This is a genomic window from Micromonospora sp. L31, from assembly GCF_052068075.1.
Classification (GTDB): Bacteria; Actinomycetota; Actinomycetes; order Mycobacteriales; family Micromonosporaceae; genus Micromonospora; species Micromonospora purpureochromogenes.
Window position 1 is genome coordinate 117708 of record NZ_JBQHDC010000001.1, and the last position, 26086, is coordinate 143793.

General features: G+C 71.6%; 33 protein-coding genes, 1 tRNA gene and 1 riboswitch. Of the genes, 18 read left to right on the forward strand and 16 right to left on the reverse strand.

All coding sequences use genetic code 11. The features are described from left to right. Positions 1–11 precede the first annotated feature (11 nt). Positions 12–1028 (forward strand): NlpC/P60 family protein, encoded by a 1017-nt coding sequence (locus tag ACTMS9_RS00565; protein WP_441163858.1) that lies wholly within the window; start codon positions 12–14, stop codon positions 1026–1028. A gap of 148 nt (positions 1029–1176) precedes the next feature. Continuing rightward, positions 1177–1313, forward strand: a riboswitch (cyclic di-AMP (ydaO/yuaA leader). Positions 1314–1325: 12 nt separating this feature from the next. Beyond that, a complete protein-coding gene (locus ACTMS9_RS00570) occupies positions 1326–2366 on the forward strand; it encodes a C40 family peptidase (protein WP_441163859.1) in 1041 nt (346 codons plus the stop codon). A gap of 43 nt (positions 2367–2409) precedes the next feature. Here the strand turns inward: ACTMS9_RS00570 and dcd are convergent, their stop codons facing one another. After that, positions 2410–2988, reverse strand: a complete 579-nt coding sequence (gene dcd / locus ACTMS9_RS00575; protein ID WP_154940849.1) for a dCTP deaminase — start codon at positions 2986–2988, stop codon at positions 2410–2412. Between the two features lie 78 nt (positions 2989–3066). Here dcd and ACTMS9_RS00580 point away from each other — a divergent pair, with 78 nt between their 5' ends. After that, entirely contained in the window at positions 3067–3633 is a 567-nt protein-coding gene (locus ACTMS9_RS00580; RefSeq protein ID WP_441143532.1) for a pyridoxamine 5'-phosphate oxidase family protein, read from the forward strand. 64 nt (positions 3634–3697) lie between these two features. Here the strand turns inward: ACTMS9_RS00580 and ACTMS9_RS00585 are convergent, their stop codons facing one another. Beyond that, positions 3698–4684 (reverse strand): zinc metalloprotease, encoded by a 987-nt coding sequence (locus ACTMS9_RS00585; protein ID WP_441143530.1) that lies wholly within the window; start codon positions 4682–4684, stop codon positions 3698–3700. A 236-nt stretch (positions 4685–4920) separates the two neighbouring features. On the opposite strand from ACTMS9_RS00585, the gene ACTMS9_RS00590 reads away from it, so the two are divergent. After that, positions 4921–4994, forward strand: a tRNA-Gly gene (locus tag ACTMS9_RS00590). A gap of 89 nt (positions 4995–5083) precedes the next feature. On the opposite strand, the gene ACTMS9_RS00595 is transcribed toward ACTMS9_RS00590, so the two are convergent. The 5 genes from ACTMS9_RS00595 to ACTMS9_RS00615 all read right to left on the reverse strand — a co-directional run bounded on the left by ACTMS9_RS00595 (position 5084) and on the right by ACTMS9_RS00615 (position 7984). Beyond that, on the reverse strand, positions 5084–5488 hold the full coding sequence (locus tag ACTMS9_RS00595; RefSeq protein ID WP_441143528.1) for a tyrosine-type recombinase/integrase: 405 nt from the start codon (positions 5486–5488) through the stop codon (positions 5084–5086). 4 nt (positions 5489–5492) lie between these two features. Then, entirely contained in the window at positions 5493–6041 is a 549-nt protein-coding gene (locus ACTMS9_RS00600) for a GNAT family N-acetyltransferase (protein ID WP_441143526.1), read from the reverse strand. A 324-nt stretch (positions 6042–6365) separates the two neighbouring features. Next, positions 6366–6902, reverse strand: a complete 537-nt coding sequence (locus ACTMS9_RS00605) for an alpha/beta hydrolase (protein WP_441163860.1) — start codon at positions 6900–6902, stop codon at positions 6366–6368. A gap of 117 nt (positions 6903–7019) precedes the next feature. Next, positions 7020–7709 carry a hypothetical protein gene (locus ACTMS9_RS00610; RefSeq protein WP_441163861.1) on the reverse strand — a complete coding sequence of 230 codons (690 nt, stop codon included), beginning with the start codon at positions 7707–7709 and terminating at the stop codon, positions 7020–7022. After that, positions 7706–7984 (reverse strand): hypothetical protein, encoded by a 279-nt coding sequence (locus tag ACTMS9_RS00615; protein ID WP_441143520.1) that lies wholly within the window; start codon positions 7982–7984, stop codon positions 7706–7708. Before ACTMS9_RS00615 ends, ACTMS9_RS00610 begins: the two co-directional genes overlap by 4 nt. Before the next feature lie 252 nt (positions 7985–8236). Between ACTMS9_RS00615 and ACTMS9_RS00620 the strand changes: the two genes are divergently transcribed. From ACTMS9_RS00620 to ACTMS9_RS00640, 5 genes are all read left to right on the forward strand, one after another. Then, complete coding sequence (locus tag ACTMS9_RS00620) at positions 8237–8791, forward strand: RNA polymerase sigma factor (RefSeq protein WP_441143518.1); 555 nt, start codon at positions 8237–8239, stop codon at positions 8789–8791. Beyond that, the gene (locus ACTMS9_RS00625) at positions 8791–9807 is read left to right on the forward strand and encodes a CU044_5270 family protein (protein WP_441143516.1); all 1017 of its coding nucleotides are present in this window, start codon (positions 8791–8793) and stop codon (positions 9805–9807) included. The genes ACTMS9_RS00620 and ACTMS9_RS00625 overlap by 1 nt, the downstream gene beginning before the upstream one ends. Before the next feature lie 247 nt (positions 9808–10054). Then, a complete protein-coding gene (locus tag ACTMS9_RS00630) occupies positions 10055–11107 on the forward strand; it encodes an FUSC family protein (RefSeq protein ID WP_441143514.1) in 1053 nt (350 codons plus the stop codon). Between the two features lie 72 nt (positions 11108–11179). Then, positions 11180–11608, forward strand: coding sequence for a VOC family protein (locus tag ACTMS9_RS00635; RefSeq protein WP_441143512.1), 429 nt, complete (start codon positions 11180–11182; stop codon positions 11606–11608). Between the two features lie 20 nt (positions 11609–11628). Further along, positions 11629–12009, forward strand: coding sequence for a VOC family protein (locus tag ACTMS9_RS00640; protein WP_441144019.1), 381 nt, complete (start codon positions 11629–11631; stop codon positions 12007–12009). Between the two features lie 93 nt (positions 12010–12102). On the opposite strand, the gene ACTMS9_RS00645 is transcribed toward ACTMS9_RS00640, so the two are convergent. Continuing rightward, positions 12103–12489, reverse strand: a complete 387-nt coding sequence (locus ACTMS9_RS00645) for a VOC family protein (protein ID WP_441163862.1) — start codon at positions 12487–12489, stop codon at positions 12103–12105. After that, complete coding sequence (locus ACTMS9_RS00650) at positions 12486–12851, reverse strand: DUF1801 domain-containing protein (RefSeq protein WP_441143508.1); 366 nt, start codon at positions 12849–12851, stop codon at positions 12486–12488. Before ACTMS9_RS00650 ends, ACTMS9_RS00645 begins: the two co-directional genes overlap by 4 nt. 119 nt (positions 12852–12970) lie before the next feature. Between ACTMS9_RS00650 and ACTMS9_RS00655 the strand changes: the two genes are divergently transcribed. Together ACTMS9_RS00655 and ACTMS9_RS00660 are read left to right on the forward strand one after the other, a co-directional pair. Then, positions 12971–13858, forward strand: a complete 888-nt coding sequence (locus tag ACTMS9_RS00655; protein ID WP_441163863.1) for a LysR family transcriptional regulator — start codon at positions 12971–12973, stop codon at positions 13856–13858. 8 nt (positions 13859–13866) lie between these two features. Further along, positions 13867–14439, forward strand: a complete 573-nt coding sequence (locus ACTMS9_RS00660) for an NUDIX hydrolase (protein ID WP_441163864.1) — start codon at positions 13867–13869, stop codon at positions 14437–14439. 8 nt (positions 14440–14447) lie between these two features. On the opposite strand, the gene ACTMS9_RS00665 is transcribed toward ACTMS9_RS00660, so the two are convergent. Both ACTMS9_RS00665 and ACTMS9_RS00670 read right to left on the reverse strand, forming a co-directional pair. Beyond that, complete coding sequence (locus ACTMS9_RS00665; RefSeq protein ID WP_441163865.1) at positions 14448–15551, reverse strand: hypothetical protein; 1104 nt, start codon at positions 15549–15551, stop codon at positions 14448–14450. Between the two features lie 107 nt (positions 15552–15658). Further along, a complete protein-coding gene (locus ACTMS9_RS00670) occupies positions 15659–15979 on the reverse strand; it encodes a PadR family transcriptional regulator (protein WP_441164414.1) in 321 nt (106 codons plus the stop codon). A 93-nt stretch (positions 15980–16072) separates the two neighbouring features. Here ACTMS9_RS00670 and ACTMS9_RS00675 point away from each other — a divergent pair, with 93 nt between their 5' ends. Continuing rightward, positions 16073–16954 carry an LLM class flavin-dependent oxidoreductase gene (locus tag ACTMS9_RS00675; RefSeq protein ID WP_441163866.1) on the forward strand — a complete coding sequence of 294 codons (882 nt, stop codon included), beginning with the start codon at positions 16073–16075 and terminating at the stop codon, positions 16952–16954. A 206-nt stretch (positions 16955–17160) separates the two neighbouring features. On the opposite strand, the gene ACTMS9_RS00680 is transcribed toward ACTMS9_RS00675, so the two are convergent. Then, positions 17161–17592, reverse strand: a complete 432-nt coding sequence (locus ACTMS9_RS00680) for an ASCH domain-containing protein (protein ID WP_441163867.1) — start codon at positions 17590–17592, stop codon at positions 17161–17163. Here ACTMS9_RS00680 and ACTMS9_RS00685 point away from each other — a divergent pair. Beyond that, positions 17564–17845, forward strand: coding sequence for a hypothetical protein (locus ACTMS9_RS00685; protein WP_441143496.1), 282 nt, complete (start codon positions 17564–17566; stop codon positions 17843–17845). The genes ACTMS9_RS00680 and ACTMS9_RS00685 overlap by 29 nt on opposite strands. Here ACTMS9_RS00685 and ACTMS9_RS00690 read toward each other — a convergent pair. Next, on the reverse strand, positions 17824–18855 hold the full coding sequence (locus tag ACTMS9_RS00690) for a questin oxidase family protein (RefSeq protein WP_441163868.1): 1032 nt from the start codon (positions 18853–18855) through the stop codon (positions 17824–17826). The genes ACTMS9_RS00685 and ACTMS9_RS00690 overlap by 22 nt on opposite strands. Positions 18856–18888: 33 nt before the next feature. Continuing rightward, positions 18889–19440, reverse strand: a complete 552-nt coding sequence (locus ACTMS9_RS00695) for a phosphoribosyltransferase (RefSeq protein WP_441143492.1) — start codon at positions 19438–19440, stop codon at positions 18889–18891. 186 nt (positions 19441–19626) lie between these two features. On the opposite strand from ACTMS9_RS00695, the gene ACTMS9_RS00700 reads away from it, so the two are divergent. The 4 genes from ACTMS9_RS00700 to ACTMS9_RS00715 all read left to right on the forward strand — a co-directional run bounded on the left by ACTMS9_RS00700 (position 19627) and on the right by ACTMS9_RS00715 (position 24286). After that, complete coding sequence (locus ACTMS9_RS00700; RefSeq protein ID WP_441143490.1) at positions 19627–20259, forward strand: septal ring lytic transglycosylase RlpA family protein; 633 nt, start codon at positions 19627–19629, stop codon at positions 20257–20259. Between the two features lie 88 nt (positions 20260–20347). Continuing rightward, positions 20348–21475: a PP2C family protein-serine/threonine phosphatase gene (locus ACTMS9_RS00705; RefSeq protein ID WP_441163869.1), complete on the forward strand. Its 1128-nt coding sequence runs from the start codon at positions 20348–20350 to the stop codon at positions 21473–21475. A gap of 162 nt (positions 21476–21637) precedes the next feature. Next, positions 21638–23494: an acyl-CoA dehydrogenase gene (locus ACTMS9_RS00710; protein ID WP_441163870.1), complete on the forward strand. Its 1857-nt coding sequence runs from the start codon at positions 21638–21640 to the stop codon at positions 23492–23494. A gap of 522 nt (positions 23495–24016) precedes the next feature. Beyond that, positions 24017–24286, forward strand: a complete 270-nt coding sequence (locus ACTMS9_RS00715; protein WP_067300694.1) for a DUF6458 family protein — start codon at positions 24017–24019, stop codon at positions 24284–24286. Between the two features lie 68 nt (positions 24287–24354). Here ACTMS9_RS00715 and ACTMS9_RS00720 read toward each other — a convergent pair whose 3' ends face one another. Beyond that, entirely contained in the window at positions 24355–24894 is a 540-nt protein-coding gene (locus tag ACTMS9_RS00720; protein WP_441143484.1) for a SixA phosphatase family protein, read from the reverse strand. 116 nt (positions 24895–25010) lie between these two features. Between ACTMS9_RS00720 and ACTMS9_RS00725 the strand changes: the two genes are divergently transcribed. Then, entirely contained in the window at positions 25011–25301 is a 291-nt protein-coding gene (locus ACTMS9_RS00725) for a DUF6458 family protein (protein WP_441143482.1), read from the forward strand. An 82-nt stretch (positions 25302–25383) separates the two neighbouring features. On the opposite strand, the gene trhA is transcribed toward ACTMS9_RS00725, so the two are convergent. Further along, complete coding sequence (gene trhA, locus ACTMS9_RS00730; RefSeq protein WP_441143480.1) at positions 25384–26061, reverse strand: PAQR family membrane homeostasis protein TrhA; 678 nt, start codon at positions 26059–26061, stop codon at positions 25384–25386. Positions 26062–26086: the final 25 nt, after the last annotated feature.

Below are 26086 nucleotides of genomic sequence, written 5' to 3' on the forward strand. Positions count from 1 at the left end.
TTAAGGAGTCGGTGCCGGTGGCAACCATGCCCCCTCATCGTCACGCCCAGGGTCGTCCGCCCACTCACCCCGCCGGCCTGCGCCGGATCGCCCGCCGCCTGCTCACACTGGTCGCCGCCGTGGTCGTCGGCGCCGGGATGTTCGCCGTGCCGGCGCACGCCGCGCCCACGCCGGAGGAGATCGAGGCGGCGATCGACAAGCAGTGGGAGCAGCTCGAGCCGACCATCGAGCAGTACAACAAGGTCCGCGCGCACCTCAAGGTCAACCGCAAGAAGTCGGCGGAGCTGGAGAAGAAGATCCAGCCGCTGGCCCTGCAGACCGAGCTGGCCATGAACCGGGTGGGCGACCTCGCCTCCCGGTACTACATGACGGGCCCCTCGCAGGACATCGGCGCGCTGCTGATCAGCGCCAAGCCGGGCACCCTGACCGAGCAGCTGACCATCCTCGACCGCCTCGCCGCGCAGGAGCGCAAGGAGCTCCAGGTCGTCATCAACGCCCGGCAGAAGTACGACGGCGAGAAGCAGAAGCTCGACGCGCTGATCGCCGCGGAGGTCAAGCAGGAGAAGGAGCTGGCCGCCAAGAGGGCGCAGATCAACTCCGAGATCAAGCGGCTTCAGGCGTCGATGCCGAAGACCGTCGTCAAGGTGGCCGGCTGCCCGACCGTCAAGGGCGTGGTGAGTTCCGCCGCGCAGACCGCTATCCGGGTGGCCTGTCAGCAGGTCGGTGACCCGTACGTCTGGGGTGCCGACGGGCCGGACTCGTTCGACTGCTCCGGCCTCACCCAGTACGCCTACAAGGCCGCCGGCATCTACCTGACCCACCACACCGGCGCCCAGTGGAACGAGGGCAGGGCCATCCCGCGCTCCGAGGCGCGCCCCGGCGACCTGGTCTTCTTCTACAGCGACCTGCACCACGTGGGTCTCTATCTGGGCAGCGGGCTGATGGTGCACGCGCCACGGACCGGCAAACCGGTCCAGGTCACCAGCGTCGACTACATGCCGGTCGCCGGCTTCCGACGACCGAACTGACCCGAGCCCGCCGCGAACCCCCGGTCGACCGACCGGGGGTTCCGCGTATCCGGGACCCGGCACGGCATGGCGGGTTGCGGATCGATAACGGTCGTCTCTACTCTGGTCCTTCGTCGGCCGCGACAGGTCCGTCCAACCCGGGCGGCAGTGGCCGGCACCGCCGAGTCGCCTGCGGGCGAGCCGGGGACCCAGGTACGCCGGGGTGAATCCGCAGCCACTGCGGTAGGGCGCTCCCTTCCCGCCCGAACCCGTCAGCTAACCCGGTAGGCGGTCGCGGAAGAAGGAGCCCGGAGCCCGGTGGCACACCATGCCCCGCGGCCACCGTCGTACCGGTCGACCCAGGTCGCCCGGCTGACGGCTGCGCCGCGCCCACGCTGGTCCCGCTTCACCACCGTCCTCGCCGCCCTCGCCGGTGCCGCCGTCGTACTGACCGGCGCTGCCACGGCGGCCCACGCCGACCCCTCGGTCGCCGAGATCGAGCGGCAGATCGACCAGGACTGGAACAGGCTCGAACCGATCATCGAGCAGCACAACGCCACCCGTCAGGACCTGGCCGCCAAGCGCCGGCAGGCCGACGCGCTGGCCAAGCGCATCGAGCCGCTGCAACTCCAGGTCGACCTCGCGATGAACCAGGTCACCGGCCTCGCCGCCGAGGCGTACAAGGGGGAGAACGTCTCCGCCGTCAACGCCCTGCTCGGCAGCAGGTCCCCCGCCGAACTGGTCGACCAGCTCGAAATGCTCGACCGGTTCGCCCAGCGCCAGCAGCGCGACGTGCGGGTCGTCAAGGAGCTGCGGGACAAGCTGGCCGCGGAGAAGGCGCCGCTGGACGAGATGGTCGCCCAGCTGACCCGCACCGAGGCCCAGCTCGCCGCGAAGAAGAAGCAGATCAACGCCGAGATCGACCGGCTGCAGAAACTGCGGCTCAAGGTGTACGGCAACGGTGGCGGAGGCGCACTGCGCCCGGCCCCGTGCCCGGCCGGCTACCCCGGCGGCCCCGCCGGCACGGCGGTCAAGTTCGCCTGCGCGCAGATCGGCAAGCCGTACGTCTGGGGCGCCGAGGGCCCCAACTCGTACGACTGCTCCGGGCTGATGCTCGCGGCGTGGGCGAAGGCCGGTGTCTCGCTGCCGCACAACGCCCGCCAGCAGCGCCAGGTGACCCCCCGGGTCAGCCGGGCCGACCTGCGCCCCGGCGACCTGGTCTTCTACTACGCCGACCTGCACCACGTCGGCATGTACGTCGGCGGCGGCTGGGTGGTGCACGCCTCCCAGGCCGGCCAGCCGGTCAAGATGAAGCGGGTCGACGACGGGCCGGTCAACAGCTACGGCCGGCCGGGCTGAGCGCGCGCCGGGCTCCCGGGGGCTCCGGGGGCCCGGCCCGGCGTCAGCGGGTGGGCCAGGTGCGCCAGTTCTGCCAGGAGCGGCTCGGGGTCGGCCCGCGCTGGCCCTGGTAGCGCGACCCGTAGACGGCGGAGCCGTACGGGTGCTCGGCCGGGGACGAGAGCCGGAAGATGCAGAGCTGGCCGATCTTCATCCCGGGCCAGAGCGTGATCGGCAGGTTCGCCACGTTCGACAGCTCCAGCGTCACGTGACCGGAGAAGCCGGGGTCGATGAAGCCGGCGGTCGAGTGGGTGAGCAGGCCGAGCCGACCCAGGCTGCTCTTGCCCTCCAGGCGCCCGGCGAGCTGGTCGCCGAGCGAGATGACCTCCAGCGTGGAGGCGAGCACGAACTCACCGGGGTGCAGCACGAACGGCTCGCCCTCGGGCACCTCGACCATCGAGGTGAGCTCGTCCTGCTGGATCGCCGGGTCGATGTGCGTGTACAGGTGGTTGTTGAAGACCCGGAAGAGCTTGTCGAGCCGCACGTCGATGCTGGACGGCTGCACCAGCGTGGGCTCGAAGGGCTCCAGCGCGAGCGTGCCCGCCTTGATCTCGGAGACCAGGTCGCGGTCGGAGAGCAGCATCGGCACACCATATCGAGCGGACCGGGTGACCTGCGTGTCGGACTACGCGTTCGTACACATGTTCGATAGGGTGTCCGTATGGCTTCCTGGTCCGAATTCGCCGCTGACGAGCCCCGACTCGCCGACGGGATCCGCCTTCTCATGCAGCAGTACGGGCCGGGCTTCGGCTACCTGGCCACCGTCCGCGCCGACGGTGGGCCCCGGGTGCACCCGGTCTGCCCCGTGATCACCGACGAGGGTCTGTTCTGCTTCGTCGTTGACTCGCCCAAGCGGCGCGACCTCGAACGCGACGGGCGCTACGCGTTGCACTCGTTCCCGCCGGAGGAGACCGACGACGAGGCATACGTCGCCGGTCGCGCGCAACCGGTCACCGACCCGGCCCGGGTCGCCCGGGTAGCCCGCCTCGGCCGGGCGGCGCCGCAGGTCGACTGGCGACTCTTCGAGTTCAGCGTCGACGTGGCGATGCTGACCCGCCGCGACCAGGGCGGGCTCGGCCAGCCCGGCGAGGGCCACGGGTCCTCCGCCGTCCAGGTCTGGCTCGATCCGGTCGCCGCCCAGCGCGGCGGCGACGCTGCCGGCGTACCCGATCGGCGGCCGGCCCGCCGCGGCCGCCACGGTTTCGACACCCGCCGCCCCGCCGCCTGACCGCCGAGACGCCGATGCCGGCCCCGTCGGTCCGACGGAGCCGGCATCGGCGTCTGCTGGGGTGTTACGCCGCGCGGTACGCGTTCCACGCGGTCAGCATGCGGCTCGCCTGACCAGCGGTGAACTGGTACATGCACGAGTCGTAGGTGTAGTCCATGAAGTTGGTGATCGGGTCCAGGCCGGCCGTGGCGCAGGTGTCCCGCCCGGTCGGGCACTGGAACGCCGGCGAGGCCTCGGCCGGGGTGTCGCTGACGCTGTCACCCGAGCCGGAGCATCCACCCTGGAAGGTGTGGTAGAGGTTCAGCCAGTGGCCGACCTCGTGGGTGCCGGTGTCGCCCTGGTTGTAGTTGGCGGCGGTGCCGCCCGGCAGCGACTCGCTCAGCACGACCACGCCGTCCATGCTGTTCAGCTTCCGCTGCGGGAAGGTCGCCCAGCCGAGCAGGTCGTCGCTCAGCTCACCCAGGTAGACGTTGAGCGTGTTCTTGCCGCCCTCGCGCAGGGAGGTCTTCATCGACCGCTCCGCCGACGAGCCCTGCACGATCGGGTACCACGCCGGGTTGGTCACCCGGTTGATCTTCGTCAGCTGGAAGCCGAAGGCCGTGGCCGCGCCGCCGGTGGCACCCGCGTAGGCCTGGTTCAGCACGCTGATCTGCGAGGTGATCATCGAGTCCGGGATGTTGCCGCCGGCGCGGGTGCTGTCGCGCTGGATCACGTGCACGACGACCGGGATGGTGACGCTGGCCAGCGGGGCGGCGGCTTGGGCGCCGGCCCGGAAGCTCGCCCGCTCGCGCAGCGCGGCGGCCAGGTCGGCCTCGCGCTCGCGGACCTGCTTGGCGGTCAGCTCGTTGGGTTCGTGCTTGGCGATCCCGCCCTTCTTGATCCGGGCGTCCGAGTGGACGTCGGCCGGCTCGGCGCACACCTCGCTCGGGGCGGCGGAGAAGGCGGAAGCAGCGGGGACGACGCCTACCGCGGCGGTGCTGAGCAGCAGCGCGAGGGTCGTCGACGCGACACCGGCGGCACGCCGGGTCAGCAGGTTGGGACGGAGTCCCATGGGCCCACCTCTTTCTGGCGGCGTGACAGGGGGTATGTCACACCGTGGTCGAGAACGTGGGGGTGACGTTACAACCGATCGACAGATTTGAGAACGGCCATATGTTGCCGGTGTGAAACTTTTAGCTCTACGTGAATACGTTGGGTCCAAGATCGATCACGGCGGCGAGGGTGTCGGCGTGCCCGGGGGTACCTGGGTGCACGGCGGCGGTCACCTCAGGTACAGTGGTGCCGCTTGCGGGTGTAGTTCAATGGCAGAACATCAGCTTCCCAAGCTGACAGTGCGGGTTCGATTCCCGTCACCCGCTCCACGATCGAGGCCCTGGTCAGGACGCAAGTCCCAGCCAGGGCCTTCGATGTCGCTGCGGCCGGCAGCGCCCGGCGGGCCATCCACGGGCCACTAGCCACGCTTCTTGCCCTTGCCCTTGGCCTTGTCGGAGAGGTCGGCGGCTGGCTTCTTGGCCTTCTTGGGCTCGGCCGTCACAGCGTCGCTCACCGCCTGGGCGATGGCCCGATCCGCCTCCGAGGTGGCGTGCTGATAGATCACGGCCGCTTGCGTCGAGTCGTGACCCATCCGGGCCATCAGGTCCCGGGTGCTCGCGCCCGTCCGCGCCGCGATCGTGTTACCGGTATGCCGCAGATCATGGAAGTGCAGACCCGGCACGCCGAGCTTGCCGAACACCGCCGACCAGCCGATGACCTTGTTGAGGTTGCCGCGCCAGACCGGCCGGCCCGAAGGCGTCGTGAACCCGCCGAGGCCAACGACCGATCGGCGACCTCGTAGCTCCCTCGTGCTGCCGGGCACGAGCTCAAGCGGGCGGCGTGACCGGGGACCACACGCCCATCCACTGTTCGGCCCCCCACGCCTCGTACCGTTGCACCTCGGCGAACCCCAGCTTCGCCGCGAGGCGCATCGAGCGGTCGTTGGCGGTCTGGGTGCAGAGCACCACCGGCTCGCCGGGACGCGCGTCGGCGAACCAGCCGAGCGCCGCCGCGCACGCCTCGGCGGCGTACCCGTGTCCCCATGCCTCTGGCAGGAGCAGGTAGCCGAGTTCGGCCTGCCCGGCATCCGGGCGGACATGACTCCGACGCTCCGCATCGCGCCGGTTGAGCTCGATGGTGCCGATCATCGCTCCGTCGAGCTCGATCACGAAAAGGCCGGGGCGCCTCTCGGGCGTCTCAGGCAACGCGCGCTCGCACTCATCACGCGGTCGAGGGCCGCCTAGGTATGTGCCCACCTCCGGCGAGGTGAACAGCTCGATGAACGCCGCACGGTCCCGGGCCTCGGACTCACGCAGCACGAGCCGCTCGGTCCTGATCGCGGCAGGTGGCCAGGCGACGGGTCCGAGCTCGGTCATGGCGGGCAACCTACCAATGGATCTGGCTCTCGCCCTACGGCGCACCGGGGCACGACGACTTCGCCCTCTGCCGCGATCCGCGCTCCGATGTCGCAGATCAGTTGGCGGACGACTGTCGCGCATCAGTCGACGGAGGACACTGCACCGGCCACGCACCGGCCACGCGCATTGCCGAATTCCGCTCTATCAGATCAAGGCGGCCCGCAAGCGAGCCGCGCCGGCCCGGCCCCGGCCTGCTGGCGACCTCCGGCCGGCATCGGTCGGGCCGGCCGCCCGACGAGGAGATCCGCTTCTAGGTACCAGCAGCGATGTGGGACCAGGTGACTAGCTCGGCCAGCCAATAGCGTCGAGGAACTCCTCCACGGCGACCACGACCTGACTGAGCACCGCGATCGACTCGGTAAGCGGGCCGGGTACGTACATACCGTGGTCCGCGCCTTCCACCTCTAGCACATGAGGCGACAGCCGGCGGGCGATGTCACCGTCCCATAGCTTGTCGGCAGTGCCACCCACGAGCAGGAACGGCGCGGTTGTGCGGCCCAACCCATCAGCCACCCACGGCAGGGTGAGCAAGGGCGTGAGCCACACGGCGGGCAAGGATCTTTCGGCGGCAACCGCTGCCGCGTTCGTGCCGAGCGACTTGCCGATCAGCAGTGGGCGACCGCCAATGGTGTCGATCAGTGGAGCGATCTCACCGCCAACCCAGCTCTCGATTTCTGGCTGATCAGGCTTCGGAAACTCCTGGGACCACGAGTACCGATGTACTGTTGCGCCCCGCCGCTCCGCCACATCGCCGGCATACATCAGCAGGGGAGCGCCCGGCCCGAACCAGGCGCCGGGAATCACGACAGCGTCAGCCATGCGGACGACCTTACTTACCGGTCAAGACAGGTCCAGCGTGCAGTCCGCGTGCGACAGGGGCGGCATCGTCGGGCCATTCACGGACCACAACGCGGTGTCAGCATTCGCGCCTCGGGCTTATTCGCCGAGCGGAGCACCGCGCCAGCGCCATTCCTTCAGCTTCGGGCGTCCTGGCAGCTCGATCCGGCCCGTGGACCAACGCAGCGCCGCCCACGGGTCCACCCTGGCCAGTTCCTGCGCCGCTTCCGGAAACAGCCGAGTGAGTACCCGGGCGCACACGTCACGTGGTGGATCGATGGCGAAACCGAGGCCCTGCGCGATGTCATCGCCGTGCAGCAACGTCTCCACGCACCCCATCGCGGCGAAGCCCTCCGGATCGGCTTGACCCGTGGGGTGGTAGGCCCGAACAGCCGGTCCGGACGTGCGTACCGTGGCTGCCAAGATACGGCCACCCGCCTCGGCGAACTCCAGTACCTGTTCCGCGGAAGCGTCCTTGTCGGCGGTTGCCATGAAGCGCACAAACCGCTTCTCCGGCCGGGCCACGAGTTGACCCGCGAACGACATCAGGCAATCACCGATGTGCTCGGCGGTGTGCCAGCAGTCCCACTCCAGGCTGCCCGCCCGCGCGGACCAGTCCAGATCGGTCGCTGGTCGTAGGCTGGCAACAACGCTGGACAATGCTGCGTCGAGATCATCGGCGGTGACCGCCACGGTTTCCTCCAGGTTTGCGAGGCCGATGCTGCACTGGTGTTGATCGGTAGCGGCCAGCTTGCCTGGGGGGTGTGACGAACTGAGTGAAGTGGTCACGCGAGGAAGGTGCCATCCGGATTCATGATCTCGCCTCGCACCAGCGGGACGAATGCGGACCAGCCGCCATCGTCCACCGCTACTGACATGCGGACACGCCCGTCGCCGTCATCAAGGGCGTAGCTGACCACGCTGTACCGCTGGCCGTCCTGGTCAACGACCTGGCGTAGCTCTTTGTCGTCGAGGAGCGCACGCCACTCGGCATAGCCGAGGCGTCGCCATTCCGCCAGGCGTGCCTCGGCGACCCGAGCTGCGGTCCCCTTGTCCAGTCCCACCCACTCAGTCTCTCAGCCCACGACGACCACGATGCCTCGGCGCCGTGCCCGCTCCGTGCCGACCTAGGGGTCGACAGGCCAACGGCGGCATGCCGCGAACCACGACCCGAACGCTTCGTGCTCCTGTCTAAGGCGATCCGGCTACCCAGGGGGAGTTGTTCGTTGCGTGAGGGGTGGGTCGTTGGCGGTAATCATCGGAGCGGTGGTGACACAAGCCAGGGTGGGAGTTCGTCAACCAGGCGGGAGTCTTGGATGGGTCCACCGGAAAAACGCGATGAGGATTGGTTCACCAGGGTCTACGCCGCCGAGTACGGACCGGTCGTGAAGTACGGCCAGCGTCGCCTTGCCGATCTGAACGCGGCGGCTGAACTCGCTCAGGAGGTGTTCATCATCGCCTGGCGGCGCCGCCGCGAGGTTCCGGACCGCAGCCTGCCCTGGCTGTACGGGGTGGCTCGGCGCCTGCTCGCGAACGAATGGCGAGCTCGGAGAGCTGCGCCGGACGTACTACCGATTGCCGACGCTGGCCTTCTGCAGAAACCGGGATCGTCCGGCGCCGACGCGACCGTGGGAGTAGCCGATCTCCAGGCCGCTCTGGCCACCCTCGCCGATCTCGACCAGGAAATCCTCCGGTTGGTCGGCTGGGAGGAGTTGACCGTTTCCGAGGCCGCCCATGTCCTTGGCTGTACCCGCACCACCGCCGCAGTGCGCTTGCACCGCGCCCGTAGGCGCCTCAACGAAGCGATGTCGTACCGATCCGGATCACCGGCGCAGCAGCCGGTGCTGGCTAGTCCTCGAAAGGCCCTGTGATGTTCGGAGAAGAGCGAACGCGCACCCTCCTCAAGCCGATTGACCCGGCCCGGCACAGCACCATCGCACCGCCCCGGCTGTCGGCACACGACCTGATCAACCGCGCAGAGGCAGTCGCCGAGCCGGTCGCCCATCGCCGTCCGACACGCCCCACCCGCAGACTGGTTCTGACGGCCGGGACGCTGGCCGTCGCGATCGGCGCCGCGGCAATCGCCCAGACGTTCGGTACGTCCAGCCCGGACGCCCCGGAGGTCGCCAGTCCGCCCGCGGCGGATCCGGGGTTGGTGCTCGTGCCGGTGGCGTACGGCTCCGGCGCCCGTGATGCGGGGAGCCAACTGCGCGCGTTGGCGAGCAGGCTCGTCGACGCGGAGTACGACAACCGCACCGGCCGGTACATGTACCACCACACGAGGACGTGGGGCGATCCGGTGATGGCGTCTCCTGACGGTCGCTACCAGGTCGCTTTCGCGGACGAGACCAGGGTCTGGCAGGCGGCCGACGGGACCGGTGAGCAGGTCACGATCCAGCTTGAGCCGCAGTATCCGGACCAGGAGTCCCGGGACTACTGGCAGCGCAACCTCAAGTTCAAGGCTGCGGCACCCGCCGCTTCCGGGCCCGCCCGGGTGCCGCTGCCGCCGTTGGATCTCGCGCCGCTGCCGTCGGAACGGACCCGGTTGACGGAGCTGCTCAAGGTCAGGTTCGGGGCCGGCGCGGTCAGCAAGGAGGTGAGCACGGTGTACGGGCGGTACGTCGTCCCGCGTCGGACACGCGCCGAGATCCTGCGGGTCCTCGCCGACGTACCTGGGTTCCGGTGGCGCGGTCAGGTGACCGATCGGGCCGGCCGTAAGGGCGTGGCCATCACCTTCGACGACCGCGACCACAACGCGCAGTCCCTGCTGATCTTCGACCCCAACACAGGGGAACTGCTCGCTCACGAGCGGCTGACCCTCTCGCCGGTACGGATCAGCGCGTACCAGATGATCCTCAGCGCTGCCTGGACCGATCGACTCAACTGAAATGCCGGTGCCGGGGGCGCTTCTACGGGGTGGCCCCGGTCCGGGTGTCACCTCGACGCCATCCACGGGCCATGCGCCTCGGAAGTGGTGGCTCCCGCGTCGACGATGCGACAGATTGCCGATCTTCGTCACCCGAGCTCCGCCGACGTACGACGATGTCGGAGAGCCGATGGGTTCTCGGAGGTGGGATGTGCGGGGCCCGGTTCGGGGTACGCCTCGGGAGACTCTGCGGCGAAGCGGCCGCGAGATGTACGACCGACTTCGCACGTACCTGATCGTGGCGATGCAGGCGGGTCTGGCGGCCGGCCTGGCGTGGTTCGTCACCGACACTGTCCTGGACAACGCGCAGCCGTTGTTCGCGCCCGCCGTGGCGATCGGCGTGATAGCGGGAGCCATCGGCCACCGGCTCCGGCGGTCGGGTGAACTCCTTGCCGGGGTGGTCGTGGGCGCGTTCGTCGGGCACTGGCTGATCCGGCTCACCGGAACAGGGCCGGCCCGAACCGGTCTGGTCGTGGCGCTGGCCATCTCGGTGGCGGTCCTGTTCCGGGGTGGCGGCGCCACCATGGCACAGGCAGGAAGCACGGCGGTGCTGCTGGGACTGGTGACGGGGGGACCGGATCTGGCGGTGCCGAGAACGGAAAGCGCTCTGGTCGGTGGCGTTGCCGCCCTCGCGGTGGCACTGCTGATCCTGCCGCTCAACCCGCTGCGCGTCGTGCGCCGCGCGGCCGGTCCCACCGCGGATCTCTTCGCCAATCAACTCACCGCCGCCGCGCAGGCCCTGGCCGGCCGTGACGTCACGCGGGCCGACGAAGCCGCTCGCGCCTTCACCACAGGCCAGGCGCAGAGACAGCAGACTGCGGAAATGATTGAGGCAGCGCGAGAGGTCGCCGTCCTCTCACCCTGGCGCAGGCGACGGTTGGGCATGATTCGCCGGTACCAGTTCGCTGCCGAGCACCTCGACAACGTCTACACCAGCGGCCGCGAGATGATGCGGTGGATCGTGACGACCATCCGCGAAGGCGAGTCGGTGCCGGCCAGCCTTCCCGCCGCGATCGAGCACCTCGGCGAGGCGCTCAGGCTGCTGCATCGTGACTTCCTCGCCGGACGGGAGCCGGAGCCGACGCGCGCCCGAGCACTGCAGGCGATCGAGGAAGCCGACGAGGCCTGCGCCGAAGGTCTGGAGTTCTCCGCGAACGCCGTCGTGGCACAGCTGCGCGCCGCCGTCAGCGAGCTGCTGCAGGCCTCCGGACTGCCCGAGGCCGAGGGCAACGAGCAGGCAGGTCTGACAAGGCACGGTTGAGAAGAGAGGCCCGGCTCCACGCTCGTCGACCAGGGACCGCCGCCATGCAGAATGGCGGTGGAGGTGATCGACATGGTCGACCGGGAAAGCGTGCCCAGGCTGTGTTCGGTGGTGCTCGACTGCACCGACGCCAGGTCCCTCGCGGAGTTCTACCGATCTCTGTTGGGCCTCGTCTACCGGCCTGGTGACGAGCCGCCGGAAGCGGGGCAGGCGGATGAGCGTGGTCGCGACTGGCTCGTGCTGAGGGCCCCCGGCGGCGCTCCCCAGCTGGCCTTCCAGCAGGTCGACCAGCTGCCGGAGACGACCTGGCCGGAGAACCGGGTGCCGCAGCAGCTGCACCTCGACCTGACCGTGGCGTCGGTCGAGGAGTTGCAGGTGCAGCACGAGCGCGTCATGCGCCTCGGTGGTCGGCTGCTGTACGACCGCAGCGACGACCCCGACGAGCCGCTCCGCGTCTACGCCGATCTGGCCGGTCACCCGTTCTGCATCTTCGTCGGCTAGTCCCAGGAGGGCTGGTGTCGATGTTCCGCACCCCGCAGGTCGTCCTGTTCAGCGCCGACGTGCCGCGCGCCGTGACGTTCTACACGCGGCTGGGCTTCACCGAGACTTTCCGGGTGCCGACCGACGGCGAGCCGATCCACGTCGACCTGACGCTCGACGGCTACCGGATCGGTATCGCATCGGTCAGCTCCACCCGGGACGACCATGGCCTCGACCCGGTGCCCGACGGACAGCGGGCCGCCGTGATTCTCTGGACCGACGACACCGCCGCCGCCTGGGCCCGGCTCACCGCCGACGGCGCTCCCGCCCTCGCCGCGCCGCACCCCTGGCTCGATCGCCTCCTGATCGCCTGGACCGCCGACCCGGACGGCAATCCGATCCAGATCGTCCAGCATCTCTGAGGCGATGCACCAGCCTGGCCGAGGTGCGGGGGACCGGCGCGGCTCAGGCGGCCCGACCGCGCCGATCACCACCCCGTGGGCCACCGGCCCTGATCAATCGTGCGGGTACCAGCGCAGCTCGACGACGATGCCGTCCGGGTCGCGGACGTACAGCGAGGTGGCCGAGCCCCGGGCGCCGAACCGGCCCACCGGCCCCTCCACCACGTCGAAGACGCCGGCGGCGATCACCTCGTGCCAGTCGAGCGGCGCGACCACCAGGCAGAAGTGGTCGACGTTCGCCGATCCCCGCCGGCCGTGGACCAGGTCGATGATCGTTCCGGCGTCGACGCGCACCGAGGGGAAGGGCACCCTGCCGGCCCGCCACTCGTCGACGCGTACCGGGGCCAGGCCGAGCGGTCCGCAGTAGAACGCCAGCGCGCGCTCGACGTCGGCGACGGTGAGCACCAGATGGTCGAAGCCGGTCACCCGCACGCTGGTCACGCCGCCACCTCCCGGGCGTACGCCTGGCGCAGCCAGTCGCCGAACAGGGCCGGGTCGACCTCGTCGGCGGCCCGCAGCTTCACCGACGCCATCGACCGGGCACCCGGCAGCAGCCGGCCGGACGGGTCGTCGACCTGCTGGCCGTGCCAGAGCCCGAAGGTCAGGTACGACGGGTACGCCTTGACCAGGCAGACCGGGTCCCGTCCCGGCCGGTCCCCGCGACCCCACACCGGGTGGCCGTGCCAGACGGCGTCGGTGGCGCCGGGCAGCGCCGCCTCGATGACCGGCCGCAGCTTCGCGGCGATCTCCCGCAGTGGCTCGTCGAGCCCGGCGAGGTATTCGGTGACGGTGGTCGTACTCATTGCGCACTCCTCGGCGTAGCGATCTCTCTGCTGGCTTCCAGCCTGGTCGGAGCGGGGAACGCGACCAAGCCGCGATCGGACTACGATCGTTGAACCGGATTCAACGACGGGAGCCCGGCTTGCTGGAGCGGCACGAGGTCGAGACCTTCCTGACCCTCGCCGAGGAGCTGCACTTCGGGCGGACCGCCGAGCGGTTGCGGGTCACCACCGGGCGGATCAGCCATGTGGTGAAGAAGCTGGAACGGCGGATCGGCGCGCCGCTCTTCGAGCGCACCAGCCGGGTCGTCCGCCTCACCCCGATCGGCCACCGGCTCGCCGACGACCTGCGACCGTTGGTCGCCGGGATGGAGGAAGCCGTCCGGCGGGCCGTCGAGGCCGGACGGGGCGTCACCGGCGAGCTGCGGGTCGCCTTCCTCGGCGAGTGGACCGCGCCGGTGCTGCTCCGCGCGGTCAACCTGTTCCGCGAGCGGCACCCCGACTGCGAGGTGCACGTCCACGAGGCCCAGTTGGCGAACTCCCGGTCCAGCCTGGTGGACGGCTCGATCGACGTGCTCATCGCCGCGTACCCGTTCGACGGCATGGCCAACGGCCCGGCGCTGCTGTCGGAGGGCCGGGCGCTGGCGGTGGCGGCCGGGCATCCGCTGGCCGGCGCGGAGTCGGTTTCCCTGGAGGTCCTCGCCGACCACCCGGTGGTGCAGTACCCGGCGGTGACCTCGGCGGAGTTCAAACGCGACCGCACCCCGGACCGCACGCCGTCCGGGCGTCCGGTGCCGAGGGGACCGGTCGGCAACACCTTCTCGGAGATGCTCTCGCTGGTCGCGATGGGCCGTGGCGTGCTGCCGGTCGGCGAGCACACCCGGCGGTACTACCCCCGCCCGGACGTCGCCTACGTGCCGATCCACGACGCGCCGCCCATCCGGCGGGGTCCGGTCTGGCGGGAGACCAACACCACCGAGCGGGTACGCGAGTTCGTCCGTGCCGCGGCGGACGCCGTGCGCCGAGGGTGACTGGCAGGATGCCCGACATGCGGGTGCTGGACGAGATCCGGGCGCTGGTCGAGTCGATCGTGCCCCTCGACGACCTGGAGGCGGCGCACCGGGCGCAGTGCCTCGACTGGCTGGCGGCGACCGACGACGTCTTCCGGCGGGCGAAGCCCCGCATCCCGTCGCCGCACCTCGTCGCGTACTTCCTGCTGCGCGACGCCACCGACGGCGGCGTCCTGCTGGTCGACCACCGCAACGCCGGGCGGTGGCTGCCCACCGGCGGCCACGTGGAGCCCGGCGAACATCCGGCGCAGACCGTACGCCGGGAGGTGGTCGAGGAACTGGGCGTGCCGGCGGTCTTCCCGCCGGAGCCCGGTGAACGTCCGCTCTTCCTCACCGTCACGCCGACGGTCGGCCCGCCCGAGGACCGGCACGTCGACGTGAGCCTCTGGTACGTGCTGGCGGGCCGCCGGGACCAGCCGCTCACGCCCGACCCGGGGGAGTTCCGTGCCGTCCGGTGGTGGACGCCCGCCGAGGTGGCCGCGGCGGACCCGGCCACCCTCGACCCGCACCTGCCCCGGATGATGACCAAGCTGGCGGGCTGACCGGAGACTCAGCCGCCGACCAGGGTCTGCACCCGGTCGACGTCCCGCCGGGGCAGGGCGGCCAGGGCGATCCCGAGCAGCGCGCTCACCGAGCCGACCAGGAAGAACAGCGAAAAGGTCGGCTGGCCCAGCCACTCCCAGAGCGGATGCCACTGGGGGTGCGGTTCCGCGCCGTGGTGGCTGGCCACCGACAGCACGGAGAACAGGGTCGGCAGCCACCACAGCAGCAGCGTCACCCCGAGGAGGACCTTCACCACCGCCCGGGCCGGGTGTGGGGCCTCGGTGCGCCGGCTGGCCCAGCCGAAGACCAACCAACCGGCCAATGCGCCGAGCAGCCCGCCGCCGACGGCGGCCGGGAGGACCAGCGGCGGCGTGGCGCGGCGCAGGGTGATCGACAGGTACGGGTGGTCGGGCTCGGGGCGCGGGTGGACCGTCACGTTGAGGAGGGTGTCGCCCCGGCTGGCGTCGACCGTGGTCCAGGTGACCGGCACGACGGCGGCGCAGAGCTTGTCGGCGCAGTCGTCCGAGCGCTGCACGGTGATCCCGTCCAGGTGCCAGCCGGCCTCCCGGAGCCGACGCTGGGCCACCGCGGCGATCTGCTCGGGCGGGGCGGGTGGCGGGCCGGCGGCCCACGCGGCGGCGGCGGACTGCTGGTACTCCCCGCCGTCGCCGAGGAGCACGTTGTCCAACGCCTGCAGGGTCAGCGGCTGGGTGTAGTACCCGAAGAACGTCGACGGCTTGGTGATCTCGTCCGGTTCGCGGTCGGGCAGCACGGTCCGGAAGACCGCACCAGTCTCGGCGCGGCCCGGCAGCGGTCGGGCGGTCTCCCAGGCGACCCGGGCGGACAGTGCCGCGCTGAAGAGCCCGCAGACGACCGCGGCCAGCGCCGCCCAGGCGACGACCGTGCTGCTGGCCGGTCGGCCGAGCCGGCAGCGCATCCCGTTCCGGATCAGGTCGACGGCCTCCCGCAGCCGTGGCCTGGCCCGTCCGGGCGGTGCGGTGTCGAGCAGCAGGGCGACCAGCTCGTCACCGCGCTCCCGCCGGTAGGTGCGCGGATAGCAGCACAGCAGGCGGCGATAGCGGCGCGCGAGCGGGTCGCCGGTCGATGCCATTGCCTTCCCTCCGGGGGCTCGGTCTCGCCTCGGGTGGTGCGGGGTGCGGTCCCGCCGACTGGCGGGACGGCGGGGATGGTGCTGCGTGGCTCGGGTGAGTTGGCGGTTCAGGCGGTGCCGGGGCGGAACGCGCGTAGCCGGGCCTCGGCGACCGTGGCGAGCTGCCGCAGCCGGCCGGCCTCGGCCCCGAGGGCGGCGTGCCCTTCGGGGGTGAGACGGAAGTAGCGGCGCCGCCGACCGTCCACGGTCTCCTCCCGGTCGGGCTCCACCAGGCCCTCGGCGGTGAGCCGGTCCAGCGCGGTGTAGAGGGTGCCGGGGAGCAGGGTCACCCGCTGCTCGGAGAGGACGGCGACGTCCTGGACGATGCCGTAGCCGTGCCGGGGACCACCGGCGAGCGCGGTGAGGATCAGGTAGGTCGGTTCACGCATCGCCGCCATGCGCCGATCATATACAGATGATCGATGTATGAACAGGGCCCGTGTCGGGTGGCCCGGGCCGAGTCGGGCCGTACCCTGGCGATCATGCGGATTGGCATCGTGATCCTTCCCGACCAGCGCTGGTCGGAGTCGCAGCGCCGCTGGCGCCAGGCGGACGAGTGGGGCTTCGACCACGCCTGGACGTACGACCACCTGGGCTGGCGCGATCTCGTCGACGGCCCCTGGTTCGACTCCATGGCCACCCTGACCGCCGCCGCGACGGTGACCTCTCGTATCCGGCTCGGCACCCTGGTCGCCTCGCCGAACTTCCGGCATCCGGCGGCCTTCGCCCGGCAGGTCACCGCCCTCGACGACGTGTCCGCCGGCCGGGTGCTGCTCGGCCTCGGGGCGGGCGGCATCGGGTTCGACTCGGCGGTGCTCGGCGGCGAGACCCTGCCGCCCCGGCAGCGGGTAAACCGCTTCGGCGAGTTCACCGAGCTGCTCGACCTGGTGCTGCGGGAGGACGGCGTCACCTGGCGGGGTGACTGGTTCGCCGCGGTGGACGCCCGCAACAACCCGGGCTGTGTGCAGCAGCCCCGGGTGCCGTTCGTGGTGGCCGCGAACGGTCCCCGGTCGATGCGGCTGGTGGCCCGCTTCGGGCAGGGCTGGGTCACCACCGGCACCGGCGGCGACGACCTGACGAGCTGGTGGGACGGGGTGGGGCAGCTCTGCGCCCGGCTGGATCAGACGTTGGACGTCGCCGGTCGGGACCCGGCCACCGTGGACCGCTATCTGTCGCTGGACTCGGCGCCGGTCTTCTCGCTGAGCAGCGCCGACTTCTTCGCCGAGCAGGTGGCCCGGGCGGCGGCGCTCGGCTTCACCGACGTCATCACGCACTGGCCCCGGGCCAGCAGCTGGTACGCCGGCGACGAGGCCGTCCTGGTGGACGTCGCCACCCAACTCCTGCCCGAGCTGCGCACCGCCTGACCCGGCGGCCAGGGTCACCCGCCGCCTCCTTTGCTCTGCTGCCGCGGAGGCAACAGCGACTGGCTGTTGCTGTCGCCGTAAGGGCAGCAGAGCAAAGGACGCGCAGCGGTGTCGGCGCGCCCGACCCCCGGCTGGAAGCCGGAGCGATGGCGCCCGCAGCCGGGTTGGCCGCGCGGGGCCCGGGTGAAGCCTGGTCGGCGCGTACCTCAGGTGCTGAGGTCGCCGGTGGCGACGCCGCCGTCGCCCCCGGAGACCAGCCGGAAGCGCAGGCAGGCGATCTCGGTGTCGTCGGTGACCGGGGTGCCGACGCGGGCCCAGTAGGCGGCGTGCCCCGCCCGCCACTCCTCGATCGAGCGGTCGCCCTCGCCCTCGGCGCGGGCGAAGTCCCACGGGACGTCGGCGAAGCGGAGCACCTCGACGCCGGTGACCTCGACGATCCCGGCGAGGGCGTCGACGTCGTCCAGCAGGACGAGCCGTTCGCCGGTGTGCTCCAGTTCCTCGCCCTCCTCGGCGTACTCGGTGAGCAGGGTGGCGGTCGCCGTCTTCACCCCGGCCAGCACCAGGGTGTTGAGGTTGGTCCGCATCCGCCCCGGGGTGCCGAGGGCGAGCGTGCGCAGTCCACCGATCCGAGGCCACATCCTGCCGACGTTACCCAGCACCGATTTCCCGTCGTGGGGAATCGGCGCCACCGCGCCGGTCCTGCTGGTCGGCGGCACCGCCGACCCCTCCTGGGACGGTGCCGTGGCGCGCCGGCTCACCCCGCACGTGCTGGAGGTCCCCGACGCCCACCACGGGATGCTGGTGCCCGGTCCGCTGGCCCGCTCGGCGGAGGTGCTGGGCCGGGTCTGCACCGCGGTGGAGGAGTTCGTTCAGATCAGCTGGCCGGCGTAGCCGGCGGCGGTGAGCACCCGCTCGTCGCCGGTCGCCGCGTGCGCGTCGAGCACGGCGTCGGCCAGCTTGACCACGTGCGCGTCGCCGTGCCGGGCGGCCCGGGCGAACACCTCCGCCGGGGTGCCGGGCGTGACGGCCGGGATCGCCGTGCCGCGCGGCGGGGCGTACACCGCGGTCACCGCTGCCGTGGCCGACCACGCCGCGGTGAGGCTCGGCGCCCAGAGCGCCGGGTCGAGCGCCGGCAGGGTCCGCAGCACCGCCGTGGGCGCGGTCACCGCGTGCACCAGCATCACCGGGTTCTCGTGCCCGTACCGCAGGTAGTCCAGCGCGGCCCGGTGCACCAGCGCGACCAGCCCCCGCTCCGCTTCGGCGGGCGTCCGCGCCGGGCGCGGGGACGCCACCGCCCTGTCCCACCCGGGTACGCCCGACAGCCGCGCCAGCCGTTGCCGGATGCCGCCGCTGCGATCGTCGATCCGGGGCACCGAGGCCAGCGCGGTGGCCACGTCGGGACCGTCGGGACGGGACGCCGCGTCGAGGCGCAGGCCCGGCACCGGCTGCCAGCGGGCCGCCCAGTAGCCGAGGGCCTGGCCGAGCTCGGCCACCCGGTCCGGGCTGGAGCCGTCCTCCCGCAGCGCCCGGACGGCGTGGCCGACCCGGATGACGCCGTGGGTCGCGCCGGCCGCGATGCCGGGCAGCAGCCGTGGCCACCAGGTGCCCAGCACCTCGCGCCAGGGGCGCTCGAGCAGCTCCCGGTCGAAGTGGGCCAGCCAGTCGCCGGCGCGCTTCGGGTCACCGAGGGCCTCCCGCCAGTCCTCGATCCGGTGCTGACCACGCGGCAGTTCGTCGAGCCGGCGCAGGTAGTCGTCCAGCCAGCGGTGCACGCTGCGGTCGTGGCCGTGCCGGACCAGCGCCTCGACCGCCATCGGCCCGTGGTTGGAGAGCCAGCCCTCGAACTCGGGGCCGGTGCGGTGCAGCCGTCGGTACGCCTCGTCCAGGATGCCGTGGTCCATGCGCCGATCCTGGGACCTGAAGCGCGCTTCAGGTCAAGCGGGCAGTTGGGCGGCGTCGAGCAGCCCGTGCAGGCGGAGTTCCCGGCTCACCTCGGTCGGGCAGTCCCGCACCACCGCCGAGGCGCCGAGCCAGGTGGCGCCCCGGGCGGCGCAGAGCTCCCGGATCGCCCGCAGCTGCGCCCCGGTGGCGACCCAGTCGTCCACCGCCAGCACCCGGTCGTCCGGGCCGAGTCGCCGGTCCACCACGGCCAGGTCCACCTGGCGGCCGCGGAAGTCGGGGTCGCTCCGGGACCAGGTCAGCGGCCCGGCCGGCAGTCGCCCGTCGCCCGGTTTGTGCGCTGGCGCGAAGCCCACCCCGAGAGCGGTGGCGGTGAGCGGGCCGAGCATCAGCCCGGTGACGGCCGGGGCCACCACCACCGTCGGCCGGGCGTCCCGGAACGGTGCGGCCAGGGCCGGCCCGAGCCCGGCCAGCACCTGCGGGTCGCGCCACCAGCCGGAGACGTCGCTGACCAGGTGGCTGCTGCCCGGCCCCGGATCGACCCAGCGGAACAGCTCGATCAGACGCCGGCGCAGCTCATCGGCCATCCGTCCATCCTCACCCATCGCTGCCACGCGGCGTGGCGCTGGCCCGTCCGGCCCCCGCGCCGTCGGATGATCGGCTACACGTATCGCTGCAATTCAGACCATACCACCATGATCACGTTGACTTCCGAAGTGCTTCTCTCGTTACGGTCCGACCCGGTTTGTTCAGCCGACGAAAGGACCGGTCCGGTGGCTGGTAGGCACTCCCGTACCCGCATGTTCTCCTCGCCGGCCGGCATCGCCGCCACCGCCGCCGTGGGTGTCGTGCTCGCCGTCGGTGGCACCGTCGGCGCCGTACAGCTGACCTCGGGCGAGGCGGCGGCCCCCGTCGTCGCCGACACCGTGCCGGCCGCGGTCAGCCCCAGCGCCACCACCTCGCCGAGCGCCACCGCGTCCCCCACCGCCAGCCCCTCGCCGACCGTCACGGCCAGCCCGAAGGCCACCCGGTCCGCCCAGGCGGCCTCCCGGGCCAGGACCCGCACCGCCACGCCGAAGCCGAGCGCGACGACGAAGAAGGCCGCCCCGAAGAGCACCGTGGTGGACAGCGGCTCGTGCGGCGCGTCCTTCTACGACGAGGGCCAGATGACGGCCAACGGCGAGACCTTCAACCCGGACGCGCTGACCGCCGCGCACAAGACGCTGCCCTTCAACACCCGGGTCCGGGTCACCAACCCGGACAACGGCAAGTCGGTGACCGTCCGCATCAACGACCGTGGCCCGTTCATCGAGGGACGCTGCATCGACCTGTCCCGCGCCGCGTTCGAGAGCATCGCTTCGGTGAGCCTGGGTGAGCTGACGGTGAAGTACGAGGTCCTCGGCTGACGGCGATCGGCTCGTCGTGACCGTCCGGCCGGTCGGAACACCCTCGGTCGAGGGGTCAGGTTCATTCACCGGTTCACGTCCATCAGGCATGCTGTCCCTCGTACGCACGCATGCCTTCCAGTCGGGCCGCGGCCCGCTGAGTCCCGGATCCCGCGCCGGCGTCGGCGCGGCCCTCGGCCTGCTCACAATCATCTCGGCGGTGGAGCTGGCCGACGGCCGGGCGGCGCACTACGTGGCGCTGATGATGGCCGCCCCCATCCTGGCCGCCGCGTTCGCCTCCTGGCGGGTGGTGCTCGGGGTCGGCCTGGTGGCCGCGGTGCTCGGGGCGAGCTTCGCGCTGACCGAACCCACCCCGTCGCTGGTCACCGCCATCGACCTCGCCGGGATCGCGTTCGCCAGCGGGATCTCGGCGGCGGTGGCGGCGCTGCGGCAGCGGCAGGGCGAGGAGATCGCCGAGTTGTCGAAGCTGGCGTCGGTCGCCCAACAGGCGGTGCTGCGACCGCTCGGGCCGCAGGTGGGCACCCTCGCGGTGGCTGCCCGGTACATCTCCTCGACGGCCACCGCCGAGATCGGCGGCGACCTCTACGAGGCCATCGACACCCCGTACGGCGTCCGCATGATCATCGGGGACGTCCGGGGCAAGGGGCTGGACGCGGTCCGGCTGGCGAGCATCGTGCTGGGCTCCTACCGGCACGTCGCGTACGAGCGGGCCGACCTGCGCGCGGTGGTGGCCGACCTGGACCGGGCGGTGGCCCGCAACGTGGGTGACGAGGACTTCGTCACGGCGGCCGTGGTGGAGGAGCGGGGCGGTACGTTGACCATTGTCAACTGCGGCCACCCGTCACCGCTGCTGCTGCGCCGGGGCGCGGTGATCCCGCTGGAGCCGCCGGCGCCCGCCCCGCCGCTGGGGTTCATGCCGGTGGTGCGCCCCCGGGTGGAACGCCTGGAGCCCGGCGACCGGCTGCTGCTCTTCACCGACGGGCTCGGTGAGGCTCGGCGCGACGGTGAGTTCTTCCCGACCGCCGACCGGGCGTGGCGGCTGCTCGGGCACGGCACGGTCGGCGACGGCCTCGCCTCGCTGGAGACCGCGCTGGTGGAGTGGGTGCACGGGCGGCTGGACGACGACATCGCCCTGGTCCTGATGGAGTACACCGGCCCGCGCACCGGGGCGACCGTCCCGGTGCCGAGCTGGGAGGTCGGCGCGGCGGAGGCGTGAGCCGCCGCACCCCCGCGCCGTCCTGCCACGGGCCGAACGAGAGCTGAACCGCAGGTGTGTAATCGCCGTCACTTCCCCCATCGGCTTGTCGGTGGCTACCGGTGAGTAATACAGTCGGGGTTACTGATCGGTAACACCTGTCCGGAAGCGGGGCCAGCGAGCATGACCCACTACAAGAGCAACCTTCGGGACCTCGAGTTCAACCTGTTCGAGGTCTTCGGGGCGGACCGGACGTTCGGCCAGGAGCCGTACTCGGACCTGGACGTCGACACCGCCCGCAGCTTCCTCTCCGAGGTCGACCGCCTGGCCCGCGAGGACCTCGCGGCCAGCTACACGGACAGCGACCGCAACCCGCCGGTCTTCGACCCGGCCACGCACACCGCGCCGCTGCCGGAGTCGTTCAAGAAGTCGTACCAGGCGTTCATGGACTCCGAGTTCTGGCGGCTGGACCTCCCCGACGCCCTCGGCGGCACCAACGCCCCGCGGGCGCTCTGGTGGTCCCTCGCCGAGCTGGTGCTCGGCGCCAACGCGCCGATCTGGATGTACGCCTCCGGCCCGTCCTTCGCGCACGTGCTGCACGTCGAGGGCACCGAGCAGCAGAAGAAGTGGGCGCGGCTCTTCATCGACAAGCAGTGGGGCTCCACCATGGTGCTCACCGAGCCGGACGCCGGCTCGGACGTGGGCGCCGGTCGGACCCGCGCGATCCAGCAGCCCGACGGCTCCTGGCACATCGAGGGCGTCAAGCGCTTCATCACCTCGGGTGAGCACGACCTGAGCGACAACATCGTCCACTACGTCCTGGCCCGTCCGGTCGGCGTCGAGGGCGTCGGCGGCCCGGGCACCAAGGGCCTGTCGCTCTTCGTGGTGCCGAAGTACCACTTCGACGAGACCACCGGCGAGCTGGGCGAGCGCAACGGCGTCTACGCCACCAACGTCGAGCACAAGATGGGCCTGAAGGTCTCCAACACCTGCGAGGTGACCTTCGGCGAGCACGGCGTGCCGGCCAAGGGTTGGCTGCTGGGCGAGAAGCACGACGGCATCCGGCAGATGTTCATGATCATCGAGTACGCCCGGATGATGGTCGGCACCAAGGCGATCGCCACCCTCTCCACCGGCTACCTGAACGCCCTGGAGTACGCCAAGAACCGGGTGCAGGGCGCCGACCTGATCCAGCAGGCCGACAAGACCGCCCCGCGGGTGACCATCACCCACCACCCGGACGTGCGCCGCTCGCTGCTGCTGCAGAAGTCGTACGCCGAGGGCCTGCGCGCGCTGGTCTGCTACACCGCCAGCTGGCAGGACAAGGTCGCCATCGCCGAGGCGGCCGGCGACGAGAAGGCCACCAAGCTGGCCAAGCGGGTCAACGACCTGCTCCTCCCGCTGGTCAAGGGCGTCGGCTCGGAGCGCGCGTACGAGCTGCTGGGTCACGAGTCGCTGCAGACCTTCGGCGGCTCCGGCTTCCTCCAGGACTACCCGCTGGAGCAGTACGTCCGCGACGCCAAGATCGACACCCTGTACGAGGGCACCACCGCGATCCAGAGCCTCGACCTGATCTTCCGGAAGATCGTCCGGGACAACGGCAAGGCCCTGATGGCGGTCGCCGGCGAGATCCAGGAGTTCATCACCACCGAGGGCGGCAACGGTCAGCTCAAGGAGGAGCGGCAGGCGCTGGGCAAGGCGCTCGCCGAGATCCAGACCATGCTCGGCGTGATGACCGGCTGGCTCGGCGAGGCGCAGGGCGGCGACACCCGCAGCCTCTACAAGGTCGGCCTGAGCAGCCGCCGCTTCCTGCTGGCCATCGGCGACCTGGTCGTCGGGTGGCTGCTGCAGAGGCAGGCGGACGTGGCACTGCGCGCCCTGGCCGGCGAGGTCTCCGCCGCCGACAAGGCGTTCTACACCGGCAAGGTGGCCGCCGCCCGGTTCTTCTCCCGCGAGGTGCTGCCCCGCATCGGCGCCGACCGGCGGATCATCGAGGGCGCCGACCTGGAGATCATGGACCTCCCGGAGGAGGCGTTCTGATCCCCTCCGGGGTGATCAGCCCGGTTCGACCCTGATGGCGGGCGGCGAGCACCTGCTCGCCGGCCGCCGCCGTCGGTGCGGCACCCACCCGGCCCGAGTCCTGGGTGCTCTGCCGGGTGTCGCCGTGCCCGCCGCTGGCCGCTGCCGCGCCTTGCGGCGTGTCGCGGTATCCGGCCCGTCGAACACCGCGACTCGCCGCAAACCGGGAGCCGCCCCAACCCCGCGCCGGACCCCACCAGCCCGCGCCGAGCCTCACCCGGCTGCCCCCCGAACCCCTCATCGGGCACCCGACCCGACACCCGCCCCGCCGGGCCCAGCACCACCACGGAGGCCGCGCACTTACTGGGAAAGAGTGCCTGTTTCGCCTCGGACAGCCACGCTTTCTCTGAAAGTGCGCCCAGAGGGTGGCGGGGGGTGGGATTGGCGGGGGTGGGGTTGGTAGGCGGGCCGGTTGACGGGTAACCGTCGCGGACCACGTCAGGGGCACGCCCAGAGGCCACCGCACGGGGGAGTGCAGCGCACATGGGCATTGGTAGCGGAATCTTTCTCATCGCGCTGGGCGCGATCATGACCTTCGCCATCCGGGCCAACGTCTGGTGGATCGACCTGCGCGCGGTCGGCTGGGTGTTCATCCTGGCCGGGCTGGCCGTACTACTCACGACGCTCTGGTTCTGGCAGGACCGGCGCAAGCGGGCACGCACGCTGATCGTGGAGGAGAACCGCCTGTCCCATCCGACCGCGATGATGCCGCCGCCGCCCGACCCGCCGCCGCCCACCGCGCCACCGTCCTGACCCGCCGCCCGCGCTGCCGTCCCCGCGCTGCCTGCCCCGGAGGTGCGGTCCGGGGAAGACGTACCGGCTCAGCCGCGGGCGGTGTGGCGGTTCACGATCGCCGCGCCGCCCGGCGCCAGGTCCGCCCAGGGCGTCGCGGCCCGGTGCACCACCAGGTCGGTGGTCCGCAGCCCCTCGGGATCCGCCCGTTCCGGGTCGAGCAGCGCCGAGAGCAGCGAGATGCCGGGATTGTGGGCGATCAGCAGGACCGTCCGGGCTGTCGGCTCGGCCGCCCGGACCAGGGCGAGCAGCTCCTGCGGCTGCGCCTCGTACGCGGTCGGCTCGTAGCGCACCACAGGTGACGACCCCGCCGGTCCCCCTTCCGGCGGGGATCCCGTCATGCCCATCGCCACGTCGTGCCAGGTCTGCCGGGTACGCCGGGACGACGAACAGAGCACCACCTCGGGCAGCAGGCCGTGCCGGGCCAGCCAGGCTCCGGCGGCGGCCGAGTCGGCGTGCCCGCGCGCGGTCAGGCGGCGTTCGGCGTCCGGGGCGCCCCCGGCGGGTAGTTCGGCCTTGGCGTGCCGGAGCAGCACCAGGGTCCGTTCCTCGGCGTGGGCGTCCGTCATGCGCCCAGCTTGCCTGATTGGCGATCGGAGCGCCTGGGTAAGTCGATGTGTGCCGCACGCTCACCGATGGCCGCGGCGGTCGGATACGCCAGTGAACATGCCAAGGAGGCGACATCATGGGCATCGGTGCCAGCATCTTCCTCATCGCGCTGGGCGCGATCTTCGCGTTCGCCATCGACGCGAACCTGGGATGGCTCAACCTGAACGTCGTCGGCTGGGTGCTGATGCTCGCCGGCGTCGTCGGGCTCATCACCACCCTCTATTTCTGGAACACCCGCCGCCGCACGGTGGTGGCCACCCCGGTGCGCGAGGACCGGGTGGTGGCCGACCGGGTCGTGCCGGTGCAGGACGACCGGGTGGTGCGGGAGGAGTACCGCGAGGTGCGCCGCCCCGGTTACCCGACCTGATCCCCGCGCGCAGACATCGGGGCCCCGCAGCGGTGCGGGGCCCCGCACCATGTCCGGCCGGGCCGGCGGGCGGGCTTCGGGCTCAGGCGAAGAGCGCGAAGTAGATGGCGATGTGGTGGCAGAGCGCCGCGAGCAGGGTGCAGGCGTGGAAGAACTCGTGGTGGCCGAAGACGGTGGGCCACGGGTTGGGTCGGCGCAGGGCGTAGAAGACCGCGCCGGCGCTGTAGATCGCGCCGCCGACGGCGAGCAGGACCAGCGCGGTCACCCCGCCCTCGTGCAGGATCTGCGGCAGCATCGCCACCGAGACCCAGCCGAGCGCCAGGTAGAGCGGCGCGGACACCCAGCGGGGCGCGTGCGGCCAGACCAGCTTCAGCGCCACGCCGGCCAGCGCCCCGCCCCAGACCACGCTGAGCATGATGGTGGCCATCCGGCGGTCGAGCAGCAGCGCGCAGAACGGCGTGTAGGTGCCGGCGATGAACACGAAGATCATCGAATGGTCCAGCCGGCGCATGATCTGGTAGCCCCGCTCCGACCACACCCGCCGGTGGTAGAGGGCGCTGGTGCCGAAGAGCCCGCAGACGGTGAGGCTGTAGATCAGGCAGCTCACCAGGGGTGCCCAGCCCGGGCGGGTGGCCGCGATCGCGCACAGGACGATGCCGCAGGCGAGCGCGACGAAGAAGGCGTAGGTGTGCAGCCAGCCGCGCATCCGGGGCTTCCCGATGTCGACCGGCTTGAGCCGGAGCGGTGCGGAGGTGGTCACGGATACAGGTTACGACACCGTAGGT